13 protein-coding genes are annotated in these 16235 nt (G+C 33.1%); 10 read left to right on the plus strand and 3 right to left on the minus strand.

Annotated elements, in window-relative coordinates; genetic code table 11:
- Positions 1–178 precede the first annotated feature (178 nt).
- From aspS to ACU4C5_RS04115, 4 genes are all read left to right on the plus strand, one after another.
- Positions 179–1933: an aspartate--tRNA ligase gene (aspS, locus tag ACU4C5_RS04100; RefSeq protein WP_446845789.1), complete on the plus strand. Its 1755-nt coding sequence runs from the start codon at positions 179–181 to the stop codon at positions 1931–1933.
- 94 nt (positions 1934–2027) lie between these two features.
- Positions 2028–3815 (plus strand): chloride channel protein, encoded by a 1788-nt coding sequence (locus tag ACU4C5_RS04105; protein WP_446845790.1) that lies wholly within the window; start codon positions 2028–2030, stop codon positions 3813–3815.
- A 5-nt stretch (positions 3816–3820) separates the two neighbouring features.
- A complete protein-coding gene (locus ACU4C5_RS04110) occupies positions 3821–4051 on the plus strand; it encodes a hypothetical protein (protein ID WP_446845791.1) in 231 nt (76 codons plus the stop codon).
- Positions 4052–4140: 89 nt separating this feature from the next.
- Positions 4141–4332 (plus strand): cold-shock protein, encoded by a 192-nt coding sequence (locus ACU4C5_RS04115; protein WP_446845792.1) that lies wholly within the window; start codon positions 4141–4143, stop codon positions 4330–4332.
- A 59-nt stretch (positions 4333–4391) separates the two neighbouring features.
- On the opposite strand, the gene ACU4C5_RS04120 is transcribed toward ACU4C5_RS04115, so the two are convergent.
- Positions 4392–4841 (minus strand): nucleoside deaminase, encoded by a 450-nt coding sequence (locus ACU4C5_RS04120; RefSeq protein ID WP_446845793.1) that lies wholly within the window; start codon positions 4839–4841, stop codon positions 4392–4394.
- 62 nt (positions 4842–4903) lie between these two features.
- On the opposite strand from ACU4C5_RS04120, the gene ACU4C5_RS04125 reads away from it, so the two are divergent.
- Positions 4904–6670, plus strand: coding sequence for a 1-deoxy-D-xylulose-5-phosphate synthase (locus tag ACU4C5_RS04125; RefSeq protein ID WP_446845794.1), 1767 nt, complete (start codon positions 4904–4906; stop codon positions 6668–6670).
- Positions 6671–6674: 4 nt separating this feature from the next.
- Here ACU4C5_RS04125 and ACU4C5_RS04130 read toward each other — a convergent pair whose 3' ends face one another.
- On the minus strand, positions 6675–8018 hold the full coding sequence (locus tag ACU4C5_RS04130) for a deoxyguanosinetriphosphate triphosphohydrolase (RefSeq protein ID WP_446845795.1): 1344 nt from the start codon (positions 8016–8018) through the stop codon (positions 6675–6677).
- 202 nt (positions 8019–8220) lie between these two features.
- On the opposite strand from ACU4C5_RS04130, the gene ACU4C5_RS04135 reads away from it, so the two are divergent.
- Positions 8221–9486, plus strand: a complete 1266-nt coding sequence (locus ACU4C5_RS04135) for a beta-helix domain-containing protein (RefSeq protein ID WP_446845796.1) — start codon at positions 8221–8223, stop codon at positions 9484–9486.
- Between the two features lie 84 nt (positions 9487–9570).
- A complete protein-coding gene (locus ACU4C5_RS04140; protein ID WP_446845797.1) occupies positions 9571–12396 on the plus strand; it encodes a TonB-dependent receptor in 2826 nt (941 codons plus the stop codon).
- Between the two features lie 80 nt (positions 12397–12476).
- Here ACU4C5_RS04140 and ACU4C5_RS04145 read toward each other — a convergent pair whose 3' ends face one another.
- Positions 12477–12833, minus strand: coding sequence for a toxin-antitoxin system YwqK family antitoxin (locus ACU4C5_RS04145; RefSeq protein ID WP_446845798.1), 357 nt, complete (start codon positions 12831–12833; stop codon positions 12477–12479).
- A 302-nt stretch (positions 12834–13135) separates the two neighbouring features.
- Between ACU4C5_RS04145 and ACU4C5_RS04150 the strand changes: the two genes are divergently transcribed.
- From ACU4C5_RS04150 to ACU4C5_RS04160, 3 genes are all read left to right on the plus strand, one after another.
- Positions 13136–15436 carry an inorganic phosphate transporter gene (locus ACU4C5_RS04150; protein WP_446845799.1) on the plus strand — a complete coding sequence of 767 codons (2301 nt, stop codon included), beginning with the start codon at positions 13136–13138 and terminating at the stop codon, positions 15434–15436.
- Between the two features lie 163 nt (positions 15437–15599).
- Positions 15600–15833: a ribbon-helix-helix domain-containing protein gene (locus ACU4C5_RS04155; RefSeq protein ID WP_446845801.1), complete on the plus strand. Its 234-nt coding sequence runs from the start codon at positions 15600–15602 to the stop codon at positions 15831–15833.
- The gene (locus ACU4C5_RS04160; RefSeq protein WP_446845802.1) at positions 15833–16120 is read left to right on the plus strand and encodes a type II toxin-antitoxin system RelE/ParE family toxin; all 288 of its coding nucleotides are present in this window, start codon (positions 15833–15835) and stop codon (positions 16118–16120) included. The genes ACU4C5_RS04155 and ACU4C5_RS04160 overlap by 1 nt, the downstream gene beginning before the upstream one ends.
- The last annotated feature ends 115 nt before the right edge of the window (positions 16121–16235 follow it).

Consider the following 16235-nt stretch of genomic DNA (forward strand, 5'->3'; position numbering starts at 1 on the left):
AGAACTCTAATTTTAGAGTCCGATTAATAGCCGAAAAAGTCTCAACATTACGTTGGGACTTTTTCATTTTATAACAATCAGGCATCATTATAACCTCAAAAACAGTACTAATAAAACAATCGTTTTAAAGCAAGAATATGGTATAACTTCCTTAAATTTGCACCTCAAAATTTATAGTATGTACAGAAGTAATAACTGTGGTGAACTAAGAGCATCACATATTAATAACGAAGTAACACTTTCTGGTTGGGTTCAGAAAGTTCGTGATAAAGGATTTATGGTTTGGGTAGATTTACGTGATCGTTACGGAATTACTCAACTTATTTTTGATGAAGAACGCACATCAAAAGACCTAATGGAGCAAGCCCAAAAACTGGGTCGTGAGTTTGTTATTCAAATTACAGGAACAGTTATTGAACGTGCTTCAAAAAATCCAAATATTGAAACTGGTGATATTGAAATTTTAGTAAAAGAACTAACCGTTCTTAATGCTTCAAAAACACCTCCTTTTACTATTGAAGATACTACCGATGGTGGTGAGGATATCCGTATGAAATATCGTTATTTAGATATTCGTCGTAATCCTGTAAAAAACAGCTTAATTTTTAGAGCTAAAGTAGCTCAAGAAGTAAGAAACTTTTTATCTACCGATGGTTTTATTGAAGTTGAAACACCATACTTAATCAAATCGACTCCAGAAGGAGCACGTGATTTTGTAGTACCTTCTCGTATGAATGAAGGTGAGTTTTACGCTTTACCACAATCACCTCAAACTTTTAAGCAATTGCTTATGGTTGGTGGAATGGATAAATACTTTCAAATTGTAAAGTGTTTTAGAGATGAAGATTTACGTGCAGACCGTCAGCCAGAATTCACACAAATTGACTGTGAAATGGCTTTTGTAGAGCAAGAAGATATCTTAAACGTTTTTGAAGGTTTAACACGTCACTTATTAAAAGAAGTAAACGGTGTTGAGATTGAAAAATTCCCACGTATGTTATACGACGACGCTATGCGTTTATACGGTAACGACAAACCAGATATTAGATTTGGAATGGAATTTGGAGAACTTAATGCAGTTGCACAACATAAAGATTTCAAAGTATTTAATGATGCCGAATTAGTTGTTGGTATCGCTGTTCCGGGAGGAAATAGTTATACAAGAAAAGAAATAGACAAATTAATTAGCTGGGTAAAACGTCCACAAGTTGGTGCTTTAGGTATGGTATACTCACGTTGTAATGACGATGGTACATTTAAATCTTCAGTAGATAAATTTTACGATCAAGACGATTTAGCAAAATGGGCAGAAGTAACCGGTGCTAAAGCAGGAGATCTAATTTGTATTCTTTCGGGAGATACTAATAAAGTACGTGCGCAATTATCTGCTTTACGTATGGAATTAGCAACTCGCTTAGGCTTAAGAGACCCTAAAGTATTTGCACCATTATGGGTTATTGATTTTCCATTATTAGAATTAGATGAAGAAACTGGTCACTACCACGCGATGCATCATCCGTTCACCTCTCCTAAACCAGGACAAATGGAATTACTCGACACAGATCCAGGTGCAGTAAAAGCCAATGCTTACGATTTAGTATTAAATGGTAATGAAATTGGTGGAGGTTCTATAAGAATTCACGATAAACAAATGCAAGCAACCATGTTGAAGCATTTAGGTTTTTCTGAAGAAGATGCTAAAGCACAATTTGGTTTTCTTATGGATGCTTTTGAATATGGAGCACCACCACACGGAGGACTTGCTTTTGGTTTAGATAGATTAGTTGCTATTTTAGGAGGACAAGAAACAATTAGAGATTTTATTGCTTTCCCTAAAAATAATTCAGGCCGCGATGTAATGATTGATGCTCCTGCTCCTATTGACGATGAACAACTCACTGAGCTAAGCTTAAAACTTAACTTAAAATCATAAATTAAAAATCCTGCTTTGTGCAGGATTTTTTTGTAGCTTTAATTTCGAAACCTAAAAATGCCTCAAAATTCACAAACAGCATTAACAAATACAAATGCCTAAAAAAACACTTTTTAAACGCTTATTAATATGGAGAGCCAAATATATCTCTCATAAGCAGTTTGTATATATATTAAGTATTCTTGTTGGATTTACTTCAGGTGTTGGTGCGGTAGTTTTAAAGAACCTAACACACTTTATTCAACATTTATTAGAAGGTAAATTGGTACAATACTACCATCAGGCTTTCTACTTTTTGTTTCCAATTATAGGATTTGCTTTGGTGTATCTTATTTCAACTTATATTATTCGTAATAAGGTAAGCCATGGGATTCCTTCAACCTTATATGCTATTGCTAAACGCAAAGGTATTATGAAGCGTTATCAAATGTTTGGATCTGTTTTATTAGCACCAATCACTGTAGGTTTTGGAGGTTCGATAGGATTGGAAGGACCAACTGTAGCCACAGGAGCAGCAATAAGTTCAAACATCGCTAAGATGTTTCATATGAATCAAAGAACCAAAAACTTATTAATTGGTTGTGCAGCAGCAGGAGCGTTATCTTCTATATTTAAAGCCCCAATTGCAGCTATTATTTTTGCTATTGAAGTGTTTAGTTTAGATCTTACTATCGCCTCAATGTTACCATTACTACTAGCATCTTTATCTGCGATTTTAACTTCTTATTTTTTCTTTGGAAGTGACGTACTTTTACCTTTTGATATTGAAGATAAATTTGTAGTTTCAGATGTTCCTTTTTATGCCGTTTTAGGTGTTTTTGCTGCATTAACTTCTATTTATTTTACTGAAATATACGAACGCATACAAACCTTTTTCGATAAAATAAAATCCCCTGTAAAACGCTTTTTAGTTGGTGGTACAGCCATTGGTATTCTCGTGTATTTTATTCCGCCACTTTATGGTGAGGGATTTGATGTAATGAATAACCTTATTGCAGGTAACCCTGAAAAAGCATTAACAACCAATTTTTTACATTTAGATTTAGATAATATTTGGATGGTAATCGCACTTCTTGCAGGCTTAGTTTTCTTCAAAATTATAGCTAGTGCGGTAACTTTTGGAGCTGGTGGTGTTGGTGGTATTTTTGCCCCTACTCTATTTATGGGAAGCATCATGGGAAACTGTATTGCTAAAGTGATTAACCATTGCGGACTTTTTAGTACCACAGTATCTGAAAGTAATTTCACACTTGTTGGAATGGCTGGTGTAATGGCTGGTGTATTACAAGCACCATTAACAGCCATATTTTTAATTGCAGAACTTACTGGTGGTTATGATTTATTCATCCCGCTAATGTTAACATCAACTATTGCTTTTGGTATTACAAAATACTTTTACCCACATTCTGTTTACACGATGGAATTAGGCCGAAAAGGAGATCTCATCACACACGATAAAGATCACGCTGTATTAACTTTAATGGATATCAACACCGTTGTAGAAACCAACTTTATTACCATTACTCCCAATATGACACTTGGTGAGATTGTTCATAAAGCAGTAATAAAATCTAATCGAAATATTTTCCCTGTGGTAGATAAAGGTTCTGGCGTGTTATTAGGAATTATCCTCTTAGATGATATTCGTCCTATAATGTTTGATCAAACACTTTATGACGACGTTTTAGCTAAAGAAATTATGCAAGATCCGCCAGAAACTATAAATATTGAAACAGATAAAATGACCGTTATTATGAAGAAATTTCAGGATAGTAATGCGTGGAATTTACCGGTTATAGAACATGGATCTTATGTTGGTTTTATCTCAAAATCAAAATTATTAACTGTTTACAGACGAAAACTAATAAACATCTCAAATTAAAACTCATGAAATATTTTATAATAATTGCTACAATTTTATGCCTTGGAAGTATTGCTTCAGGCTTAATTTTAGATGTAAATTACAGCCAAAAACTCATAGGATTTGGTGTTGTAGGACTCTTTATTGTTGTGTTTCCTGTATTTTCTTATTACCGCTGGAAAGACAAAGACATTAAAGATTATATGATTACTCAAGAAAACCTTGATAAAATGAAAAATCACGAAAAAGATGCCTGATTATCAATTTTTTAATAAAAAAACAATTTCTTAACACATGGCATTGTTATAAGTTATACCTTTGCAACTTAATTAATATATTTTTTATAATGACTGGAACAGTTAAATTTTTTAATGATTCAAAAGGATTTGGATTCATTACCAACGACGAAACAGGGAATGACATTTTCGTACACGTATCAAATCTTAATGGAGTTGAATTACGCGAAGGCGATAGTGTAGAGTACACAGAAGAAGAAGGAAGAAAAGGATTAGTTGCTGCTAACGTGCAAGTAATCTAAGGAGATATACTTTATTACAGTTTCAAACGTCTAACGAAAGTTAGGCGTTTTTTGTTGCCTTATTTTAAATTTCTACGCTCAGCAAAAAAGCGCGTCATTAATGCCGCAGCTTCTTCAGCCATAACACCACCTTCTAATTTCGTTTTAGGATGTAACTTTGTATTCATAGCAATACACCCCCTATGTTCATCTCTTGCACCATAAACAATTTTAGAAATCTGACTCCAATACAAAGCACCAGCACACATTTGGCAAGGCTCTAAAGTCACATAAAGTGTACAGTTTATTAAATACTTTCCACCTAAAAAATTAGCAGCGGCAGTTATTGCTTGCATTTCGGCATGAGCCGTTACATCATTAAGAAGTTCGGTGAGGTTATGCGCTCTGGCAATAATCCTATCTTCAATAACAATTACAGCACCTACAGGTATTTCGCCTTTATCAAAAGCAATTTCTGCTTCCTGCAAAGCTTTTTTCATAAAATAAGTAGCGTCGAACGGGTTTTCCATAACATCAAAAATACGATTTCAATATTAAAATTTCAGTGTAAATAATATTACATTTGTAGTTCATGAGCAAACTATTAAACCACATTCATCTTCCTGAAGATTTACGCCAATTAAAGGTGAACGATTTACCACAACTCGCCAAAGAGTTACGTGAACGCATTATTAATATTGTGGCCACAAAAGAAGGTCATTTAGGCGCAAGTTTAGGTGTTGTTGAACTTACTATTGCTTTGCATTATGTTTTTAACACGCCCGAAGATTTATTAATTTGGGATGTAGGGCATCAAGCTTATGGGCATAAATTACTTACCGGAAGGCGCGAAAATTTTCATACCAACAGACAATTAAACGGTATTAGTGGTTTCCCAAAACGTAGTGAGAGTATTTATGATGCTTTTGGGGTTGGACATTCATCTACCTCAATTTCTGCGGCTTTAGGAATGGCAATTGCTTCAAAATTAAAAGGAGAACACAAACATCATATCGCAGTTATTGGTGACGCATCAATTGCAAGCGGAATGGCTTTTGAAGGTTTAAACCACGCTGGAGTTACCAATGCCAACATATTGGTAATTTTAAATGATAATGCCATAGGAATTGACCCAAGTGTTGGTGCTTTAAAACAGTATTTAACTCATGTTAAAAAAGGCACACCTCAACAAGATAATATTTTTGAAGCTTTAAATTTTAATTATTCAGGACCAATTGATGGTCATGATATTTTTGCAGTCGTTGAAGAGCTAAAACGCTTAAAAACAATTAGCGGTCCTAAGTTTCTCCATATTATAACGACTAAAGGAAAAGGGTTACTACAAGCTGAGAACGATCAAGTAAAATATCACGCACCAGGAAAGTTTAATGCTAAAACTGGCGAATTACTTCCTAAAGTTATCATTGAAAATGAGCCGCCAAAGTTTCAGGATGTTTTTGGAAAAACGCTTGTAGAACTCGCTACTCAAAATAAAGATATTGTAGGAATTACACCTGCAATGCCAACAGGAAGTTCTTTAAAATATATGATGCAAAAGTTTCCGGAGCGTGCTTTTGATGTTGGTATTGCCGAACAACATGCGGTAACACTTTCGGCAGGATTGGCTACACAAGGTCTTACCGTATTTTGCAATATTTATTCTACATTTTTACAACGTGCGTATGATCAAATTATACATGATGTCGCTTTACAAAATTTACCAGTTGTATTTTGTTTAGATCGTGCAGGATTAGTTGGTGAAGATGGCGCAACTCATCATGGCGTATACGACTTATCATTTTTAAGATGTATCCCTAATCTTATTGTTTTTGCTCCTAGAAATGAGATTGAATTACGTAACATTATGTTTACAGCTCAAAACCTAAAACAACCTATCGCTATTAGATATCCTAGAGGACGCGGACGAATTTTTGATTGGAAACAACCTTTTGAGACTATTAAAATAGGTACAGGAAGTCAATTAAAATCTGGAGATGATATTGCTATTTTAAGCGTTGGCACCATAGCTAATAATGTTACTGATGCTCTTTTTAATATAGAAGACAACAACAAAATAGCGCATTATGATATGCGTTTTATAAAACCTTTAGACGAAGTATTACTTCACCATATTTTTAAAACACACCATAAAATTTTCACTATTGAAGACGGTACAACAGTTGGTGGTTTTGGTAGTGCTGTTTTAGAATTTAAGTCTAAATATAATTACACGACACCTGTTACCGTTTTAGGATTACCTGATCAATTTATTGAACATGGACGTGTTGAAGAATTACAACAACTTGCCAAAATAGATGCCAACTCATTAACTGAGTTGTTTAAAAATAGTTTGAATTAATTTATTATAAATGAAAACCTTGTAATCTTTTATAAGCTGAAATAGCATTACTATCTGACAGTTTAGATATATAATTACAAATGGCCATTAAATTCTCATAAAGATCATCATTATCTAAAGCTACCGTTTCAGGAAACACCTTTAATATTAATTGCTGATAATGCGTTAATTGGTTTTTTGAATTTTTATAAATAGCTTCGGTATAAGTTTCTAGTAACACGTTGATTACCTCATAACCTGCGATTTCTTTATCTATTACTTCTTTAGATTGGTAAACATTTTTAATACTAATATCAATAATATCACTTATTTGTGCGGCATATTTACTTTTATCTAACAATGCTTTTGAAAATTCTCCATTAAGAATTTCCTCTTCATGTTCCATAAATAAATCAACAGCTTCATTTATTAACGTATTAATTGTTAAAGCTCGTAAATAATTTACACGGTCGTGAGTCGTTAATAATGAGTGATATTTATCTGTATTTATGGTATCTCTCACTAGAGTTATTAAATACTCTAAAGCATATTCTTCTTGAATAAGTCCTAAATTAATACCATCTTCGAAATCAATAATTGTGTAACAAATATCATCTGCGGCTTCCACAAGGTAAGCTAAAGGATGTCTATAAAAACTAATATCACCTTCTGCACCTCGTTTTATTAACCCTAAATCATTAGCAATATCAATAAAAGCAGCTTTATCATTCTGAAAGAAGCCATATTTTTTATCGGCAATATGTTTGGTTGGTTTTTTAGGTAATGATTCTTTTGGGTATTTTGTAAAAGCGCCCAAAGTAGCATAACTTAATCTTAATCCGCCTTCTCTACCCGATCTGCTTTCGGTTAATATTTTAAACCCATTGGCATTTCCTTCAAAATCACATAAATCTTGATATTCTTTAGCTGTTAAATCTGCTTTAAACTGTTTTCCAGCACCAGACTTAAAAAATTCTCCAATAGCTTTTTCTCCTGAATGGCCAAAAGGGGGATTTCCAATATCATGTGCTAATGCTGCTGCGGCGACAATAGTTCCGAAGTCATTAATTTGATACCCATGAACACTTTTTAAGTGCGGATGTTTTTTAAGTAATCTTTGTCCTACACTTCTACCTAAAGAACGTCCTACTACACTCACCTCCAAACTATGCGTTAATCGGGTGTGCGCAAAATCGGTTTTAGATAAGGGAATGACTTGAGTTTTATCTTGAAGACTTCTAAATTCCGAAGAAAAAATAATACGGTCATAATCCACATCAAATCCTAAACGTGTTTCATCTTGTTCTTTTCTTAATCGCTTATGCGGATCTCCAAAACGTTTTAATGATAGTAATTGTTCCCAGTTCATAGTAATAGTATTAAAAGTGCAAGATACCTTTTTCAATGTTAAATTAATGTATTCTTAAATACGAATAAACGCCAAACCAATAACATTAAGATAACTTTTTTATTACTAACGTTTAATCTGTGCTTAACGTAGACTTTACAGTATTGCGGTTTCTTTGCCACAACAAAATAACATAACTGAACACAATTAAAAAATTATCAAAATGAAGAAAATAACTTTAGCCGTATTAGCATTGGCATCTGTATCATTAACTGGATGTTTTAAAGATGACGACACTCCTATTATAATTGAAGAAACTACAATTATCTATCAAGGTGGTGGTGATGGCGAAGAGGTTTGCCCTACAGTATCTGTTAGTGGAGCAATTACAGTTAACACAACATGGACAAGTGATAACATATATGTATTAAACCAAAAAGTTGTTGTAGACAATGGAGCAGTATTAACTATTGAGCCAGGAACTATTATAAAAGGAACAGCTGGAACAGGATCTTTAGCTTCTGCTTTAATCATTGCAAGAGGTTCTCAAATTAACGCTGTTGGAACTGCAGATCAACCAATTATCTTTACATCATCTAGTGATAATATTTCTTGTGGTGAAACTACTGGAACTAACTTAGGAGAAAACAACAGAGGTCTTTGGGGAGGATTAATTGTATTAGGAAATGCACCTTGTTCTTTTTCAGGAAATGTACCTGAAGCTCAAATTGAAGGAATTCCTGCTGATGATACTTTTGGTCTTTACGGTGGAAATGTTGCTGCAGATAACTCTGGAATCATACAATACGTATCTATCCGTCATGGTGGTGCTTTAATTGGTGAAGGAAATGAAATTAACGGATTAACTCTTGGTGGAGTTGGTAACGGAACAACAATTGACAACGTAGAAGTAGTTGCAAATGTTGATGATGGAGTTGAATTTTTTGGAGGAACAGTAAATGCTTCAAACATCTTAGTATGGGGTCAAGGAGATGACGCTTTAGATATTGATCAAGCTTACTCTGGAACAATTAGCAACGCAATGGTAATCTTAGGAGATGTATCTGACCACGCTTTTGAAGTTGATGGACCAGAAGGATCTGCTACTGGATCTTTTACTATTGAAAACGCTACAATTGTAGGAAACTTAAATACTGAAAACGGTGAGTACGCTGATTACAGAAGTAACGCAATGGGAACAACAAACAATGTATACGCTTACGGATTTAAAGATTCTTCTGATGTAGAACTTGATAATGATGGTGTTGCTACAAACTATAACGATGGTCTTTTAACTTTTGGAACATGGGAAATTGTATTACCAACTGCTGTTACTGATGTTGAAACTATCTTTGTTAACAAAGCTACTACAGTTACTGTAACAGGTTTTGGATCAACTGCTACTGCTGTTACTGCAGGTTCTCAAACTGTAGGAGCAACAACTTCTTCTTTTGACTGGACATATGCCAACGAAGCTGGAGCTTACTAAAAAATAAAGGTAATTTAATTAATTCCTTAAATAAACAACTGCTCACTATATGTGAGCAGTTGTTTATACATAAAAATCTTTACGATGGAAAAAAAAATATATTCATTACTTTTAATTTGCTTTTTTACACTTTCCTTTTCTTACGCTCAAACAGGTAAGATTGTAGGAAATGTTATTGATGGAGAATTTGTAGAGCCAATGGCTTTTGCAAATATCTTAGTTAAAGGCACAACCACAGGAACAACATCAGATTTTGATGGTAAATATGAATTAAACCTAGAAGCTGGTACCTACACACTAGTCTTTTCTTTTGTTGGTTATGAAACTAAAGAAATTAGCGAGGTTATCGTTAAAGCTAATAAAGTTGTAAACATAGATGTAACTTTAAGCACTAACTCTTTAGAAACAATTATAATTACAACAAGTGCTAAAAAAAATACCGAAAGTGCTGTATTAAACATGCAAAAAAAATCGGTAACCCTTTTAGATGGGCTTTCTGCACAATCTATAAAAAGTAGCGGAGCTAGTAACCTAGCAAGTGCTGTAAAAAATGTTCCTGGAGTTTCTATACAAGGAGGTAAATACGTTTACGTAAGAGGTCTTGGAGATCGTTACACAAAATCTACTTTAAATGGAGTAGATATTCCTGGTTTAGATCCTGACAGAAATACAATTCAAATGGATTTATTTCCAACAAGTATCTTAGATAACGTAATTGTTATTAAATCTGCTGCTGCAGAATATCCTGCTGATTTTACAGGAGGAGTTGTAGATATTGTTACAAAAGATTTTCCTGCTAAAAAAGAAGCTTCAATTTCAATAGGTCTTGGTTACAACCCAGATATGCACTTTAAAAGCAACTATTTAAGTTACGGTGGAAGTGATAGTGACTTTTTTGGATTTGATGATGGTTCTAGAAACTTACCAATAAATCGTTACCAAAATATTCCTGGAACTTTTGAAAACAAAGCATTACTTACCTCTTTAACAGATCGTTTTGCTAAAGAATTGGCTGCAAAACGTCAAAGTAGCGGTATGAACTATGATTTAGGATTTACTTTAGGAAACCAATACAATGTTGGTGATAATAAAATAGGATTCCAAACGTCATTTTCTTACAAAAACGAAACTACATTTTACGAAAAAAGAATAGATGGTGGTTGGTTAAGAGATGCTGATGCATCAGTAAACACATTAAAAAGTACATTATATTCTCAAGGTGCTCAAGGTATCAATAACGTAATCTTAAATGCCTTAGCTGGAGTTGTATTTAAAACTGAAAAATCAAAGTATAAATTTAATGTACTTCATATTCAAAACGGAGAATCTTCTGCTGGTGTTTACAACCAAGAAATTTCTCAAGATGGAACAGGTGGAGCGCAAGAGCCTTTATACAAAAATGCTTTAACCTATACTGAACGTGCTGTAACTAACTTTTTAGTAACAGGAAACCACAGATTAAGTAGTGATGAAAACGCTTGGAACTTTGAGTGGAAATTATCTCCTACGTTTTCAAAAGTACATGATAAAGATCATAGAGTAACACCTTTACAACAATCTGATGATGGTGGATTCTTTATTAGCCCAAGTGCATCAACATTCCCAATTCGTCTTTGGAGAACATTACAAGAAGAAAACTGGGCTGCAAAATTTGATTTCAAAAAGAAATACGAATTATTCAACAGAACTGCTCAAGTAAAATTTGGAGGAAGTTACTTATACAAATTCCGTGATTTTAATATTGATTCTTTCTCTTTCCAAATTGAAGGTGATGGTTCTTATATTTCAGACGGAAACGTAAATAACTTATTAGCTTCAGAAAATATCTGGACACCAGAATCTCAAAACGGAACAATCATTACTTTTGGAGATACTTTTATCCCTGATAATGCTTACGAAGGTGAGAACATGGTTTACGCTTCATATATTTCAAATGAATTTAATGTTTCTGAAAATTTTAAAACAGTACTTGGTTTAAGAACTGAATACTTTAAATCTTACTATTCAGGACAAGATGGTGATGTAGTGTACCAAGATTTTGAAGTGCAAGATGTATTTGATTTATTTCCATCTGCAAATCTTATCTACTCAGTAACTGATAATGCAAACATTAGAGGTTCTTATTCTCGTACTACTGCAAGACCTTCTTTTAAAGAACAATCTAACTCGCAAATTTACGATCCTATTACCAACCGTTTATTTATTGGTAATTTAGATTTAGTACCTACTTACATTAACAACTTCGATTTAAGATACGAACGTTACGGTAAAAAAGGACAGATGTTTGCTGTAAGTGGTTTTTACAAAGATTTTAAAGATCCTATTGAGTTAACTTTCTTCTTACAAGCACCAACACAAGTTACACCTGCTAACTTAGGTAATGCTAAAGTTTATGGAGCTGAATTTGAATTTAGACAAAAATTAGGTTTCATTTCTGAAAGCTTAGATAACTTAAAGTTTAACGCAAACGTATCCATCATAAAATCTCAATTAACAATGTCTGATGACGAGTTTAATGCAAGATCATTATCTGCAAGAGATGGAGAAACTATTGAAAGAGAAAGAGATTTACAAGGTCAATCACCTTTTCTTATTAATGTTGGTTTAGATTACAACAATAGTGATGCTGGTTTACAAACTGGTTTATTTTATAACGTACAAGGAAAAACATTAGAGGTTGTAGGTACTGGTATTGTACCAGATGTTTACACACAATCTTTTCATGCTTTAAACTTTACAATGAATAAATCTTTTGGAGAAGACAGAAGATCATCGGTTGAATTGAAAGTCAATAATATTTTAGGTAGCGAAAGAGAAAGTAGCTACGAGTCTTATAAAGCAAGCGATCAAATATATTCATTAAGAGATCCTGGAACAGAAATTTCTTTAGGGTATAACTTTAAATTCTAATACAATTTAAAAGTATTGCACAAAAAAAAGCTCTTTTGGTTCATTCCAAAAGAGCTTTTTTTATAATATATATTTTCTACTTAATTATTTATTGCTAAATCTGTAGATTGTTTCCATTGGTTAACACTTGCTACCTTAGAGTCTCTATAATCAACTTCTTTAAGCGTATCTTCTGTCCAGAAAAACCATTTTCCTTCTTTTGCACCTTCGTTATAGTTTCCTACCGCTACTTTGTTACCAGCATTATCAAAACTCGTCCATGTGCCATGTAATTCACCTTCTTCATTAAACGTTCCTTGTTGTTCAACAACACCATTATCATGAAAATAAGTTGCTTGTGTTAAGTCTCCTTGTTTTTCTATTTGTACTTTCGGTTTATCTTGTGCAAAGCTTAAGCTTACAAAAAACAATGCTGCAACTAATATTATCTTTTTCATATTGTTTTATTTTAGGGTATTAATGATTACATAACAAATATAGGACTTTTTTTACAATTCATACACACTTAGGTAACATTCGCGTAACATTAAATTAACATTGAACATTTAATGTGCTGATTACAATGACTTTAAATATATTAATTTTTAAAAATTTAACACTCTTCAATACAACTAACTCACCAAAACTAAAGTGATATTGAGCAATGAAAGCTAAATTTATAAAAAGAACATAACGTTATGTTAACATGTCGTTGGATATAAAAGGGGAAATTTGCTAATTGAATTTTGATTCTATATTGATGGAAAATATTTATATATACATGTTGGTAGCCTTAGGGTTTTTAGCGATTGCAGACCTTGTAGTTGGGGTAAGTAATGATGCTGTTAACTTTTTAAATTCTGCCATTGGCTCAAAAGCCGTATCATTTAAAACCATAATGATTATTGCCAGTTTAGGAGTTGCACTTGGTGCCTTCTCTTCTAGCGGTATGATGGAGGTAGCACGTAAAGGGATTTTTAATCCTGGCATGTTTATGTTTGATGAAATTATGGTCATTTTTATGGCGGTAATGATCACCGATATACTCCTACTCGATTTTTTTAACACACTTGGGATGCCAACCTCAACTACGGTATCTATTGTTTTTGAGCTTTTAGGAGCTTCTGTATGTGTTGCTTTACTTAAAATTGGAGCAGACGACTCTCAAACATTTTTAGATTTAGGACAATATATTAATAACGGAAAAGCGATTGAAATTATTATAGGTATACTCCTCTCGGTGGTAATTGCCTTTTCAATTGGTGCGCTCATACAATATGTATCGCGTATGCTGCTAACCTTTAAATTTCAAGAAAAACCAAAATGGACTGGTGCTCTTTTTAGTGGATTTGCTGTCACGTCAATTTCTTATTTCATATTAATAAAAGGATTAAAAAGTGCGTCTTTTATTAGTGAAGATTTCATGACATTAATTCAAAGTAATACTATAGGGTTTTTAGCTGTTAGTTTAGTATTCTGGTCGTTACTATCAATGTTAGTGATTTCGGTATTTAAAACGAACATCTATAAAATCATCATTATTATTGGAACCTTCGCTTTAGCGATGGCTTTTGCAGGAAACGATTTAGTAAACTTTATTGGTGTGCCAATTGCCGCATACAACTCGTATGAAGCTTGGTCTATAAGTGGTGTAGATGCACATAGTTTTAGCATGGAAATTTTAGCTGCTAAAGTAAAAACACAACCTTACTTATTATTAATTGCAGGATTGATAATGATTTTAACGCTTTGGTTTTCTAGTAAAGCAAAAGCTGTAGTAAAAACATCGGTAGATTTATCGCGCCAAGACGAAGGAAAAGAACGTTTTGAACCTAATTTCTTATCACGTAGTATTGTGAGAGGAACTATAGGATTATCAAACATGATTAATAAAATTTTACCAGAATCATATAGAATACAAGCAGACAAAAAATTTGTAAAACCTGTTTTAGCTTATGGTACTAAACAAGAAGATTTACCAGCATTCGATTTAGTAAGAGCTGCAGTAAACCTTATGGTAGCCAGTGTATTAATTTCAATTGCAACTTCAATGAAATTACCACTATCTACAACATACGTTACGTTTATGGTAGCCATGGGGACCTCGCTTGCCGATAGAGCTTGGGGAAGTGAAAGTGCTGTGTACCGTGTAGCTGGAGTATTAAATGTAATTGGTGGCTGGTTTTTAACCGCATTAACTGCTTTTGTAGCTGCGGCAATTATGGCGTTAATTTTATTTTACGGAAAAGGTTACGCGCTTACAGCTTTATTAACTATTGCTATTATTCTTATTTCTAAGAATTATATGAGTCACCGTAAAAAAACACAGCAAACAAAAGAAGAAGACACTTTAAATAAAGCCGAAAGCAGCTCAATACAAGGTGTTATTTTAGAAAGTGCCGGAAATATTGCAAATGTTATAAAACGTGGTCACAAAGTATATAACGGTACAATAAACGGACTTGCAACACAGAATTTAAAACTACTTAGTAAAAACAAAAAGAATATTAATAAACTATCACTTGAGGTTGATGATCTTAGAGATAACATCTTCTACTTTATTAAAAACCTAGAAGATCCTAGTGTTGCTGCTAGTGGATTTTATATTAATATTTTAAGTTATTTACAAGACATGACACAATCTTTAGAGTACATCTCAAAAGTGAGTCATAAACACATTAACAATAACCATAAGAAATTAAAATTCAGTCAGATTAAAGAATTAAAAGAAGTAGATACTTTAGTTGAAACTTTATTTTCTGAAACTCAAAATGCTTTTGAAACCGAATCTTTTGAAGACATCGGAAAGATATTAAACAACAAAAAAGCTATTTTTGATACGGTAACAAGTAAAATTCAAAAACAAGTTGAACGCACACGTACCGAAGAATCTAGTCCTAAAAACACCACATTATACTTTAGCGTGTTATTAGAAACCAAAGATTTACTAACGGCAACGATGAACTTGCTTGAAGAATATCATAACGCTCATGATAGCTCTGTAAAACCGGCTACAATTCATGTAGAAAACGATACACAAGCTAGTAAAGAGGAAGAATAAAAGAACACTCTTATTATACTATAAAAAAACCATCTCAATAGAGATGGTTTTTTGTTTTATATACTTACAATGCCTTGGAAATAAAAAAATTAAAGAAACTCAAATTAGATTAAAATTTGCAGCAGAACTACTTTTGGTGTAAATTTGCACCAAAAGAAACCAAATGGCTAGACAAAGTATTTCATTCACACAACCAAATGACGAATGGCTAAAAGACCAAGTAGACAACAAAGAATACTCTAGTAAAAGTGAACTTGTAAACGATTTAATTAGACAAGCCAGAAAACAACAAAGGCAAATAGATTGGATAACTCACAAGCTAGAACAAGCAGAAGATAGCGGCTTCACAAAACTTAGTAAAGCACAGATATTAGCCCAATCAAAGTCTGACATGTAATGGCTAATTATAAAATAAGTAATATATCTAAAGACGATTTAATAAGAATTCACAGATATGGAATTGAAAAATTTGGAATGCAACAAGCTGACAAATATTTTAACACGCTATTTGAATACTTTGATAGCATTGCTAAAAACCCATTTTCATTTGAAGCCGTTAACGGTATAAAAAATGGCTACAGACGTTGTTCTTGTGGATCTGATACTATTTACTATAGAATAACAAATAACGTCGTTGAGATTATGACTATAATTGGAAGACAAGATTTAAATACTGTTTTATAGAAAATAGTTCTCCACTACGCTCGAACAGACAAAACTCTACTACTCTCGTATTGTACAATTTACACTTTTTTCTAAACTTTTACATTACAATGTCTTGGAAATAAAAAACCCCAAT

It is taken from the genome of Lacinutrix undariae, from assembly GCF_052934785.1.

What these genes read in the sequence shown, in the direction of transcription:
- aspS (WP_446845789.1), top strand. Translation starts at nt 179, where the DNA reads ATGTACAGAAGTAATAACTGTGGTGAACTAAGAGCATCACATATTAAT.
- ACU4C5_RS04105 (WP_446845790.1), top strand. Translation starts at nt 2,028, where the DNA reads ATGCCTAAAAAAACACTTTTTAAACGCTTATTAATATGGAGAGCCAAA.
- ACU4C5_RS04110 (WP_446845791.1), top strand. Translation starts at nt 3,821, where the DNA reads ATGAAATATTTTATAATAATTGCTACAATTTTATGCCTTGGAAGTATT.
- ACU4C5_RS04115 (WP_446845792.1), top strand. Translation starts at nt 4,141, where the DNA reads ATGACTGGAACAGTTAAATTTTTTAATGATTCAAAAGGATTTGGATTC.
- ACU4C5_RS04120 (WP_446845793.1), bottom strand. Translation starts at nt 4,841, where the DNA reads ATGGAAAACCCGTTCGACGCTACTTATTTTATGAAAAAAGCTTTGCAG.
- ACU4C5_RS04125 (WP_446845794.1), top strand. Translation starts at nt 4,904, where the DNA reads ATGAGCAAACTATTAAACCACATTCATCTTCCTGAAGATTTACGCCAA.
- ACU4C5_RS04130 (WP_446845795.1), bottom strand. Translation starts at nt 8,018, where the DNA reads ATGAACTGGGAACAATTACTATCATTAAAACGTTTTGGAGATCCGCAT.
- ACU4C5_RS04135 (WP_446845796.1), top strand. Translation starts at nt 8,221, where the DNA reads ATGAAGAAAATAACTTTAGCCGTATTAGCATTGGCATCTGTATCATTA.
- ACU4C5_RS04140 (WP_446845797.1), top strand. Translation starts at nt 9,571, where the DNA reads ATGGAAAAAAAAATATATTCATTACTTTTAATTTGCTTTTTTACACTT.
- ACU4C5_RS04145 (WP_446845798.1), bottom strand. Translation starts at nt 12,833, where the DNA reads ATGAAAAAGATAATATTAGTTGCAGCATTGTTTTTTGTAAGCTTAAGC.
- ACU4C5_RS04150 (WP_446845799.1), top strand. Translation starts at nt 13,136, where the DNA reads ATGGAAAATATTTATATATACATGTTGGTAGCCTTAGGGTTTTTAGCG.
- ACU4C5_RS04155 (WP_446845801.1), top strand. Translation starts at nt 15,600, where the DNA reads ATGGCTAGACAAAGTATTTCATTCACACAACCAAATGACGAATGGCTA.
- ACU4C5_RS04160 (WP_446845802.1), top strand. Translation starts at nt 15,833, where the DNA reads ATGGCTAATTATAAAATAAGTAATATATCTAAAGACGATTTAATAAGA.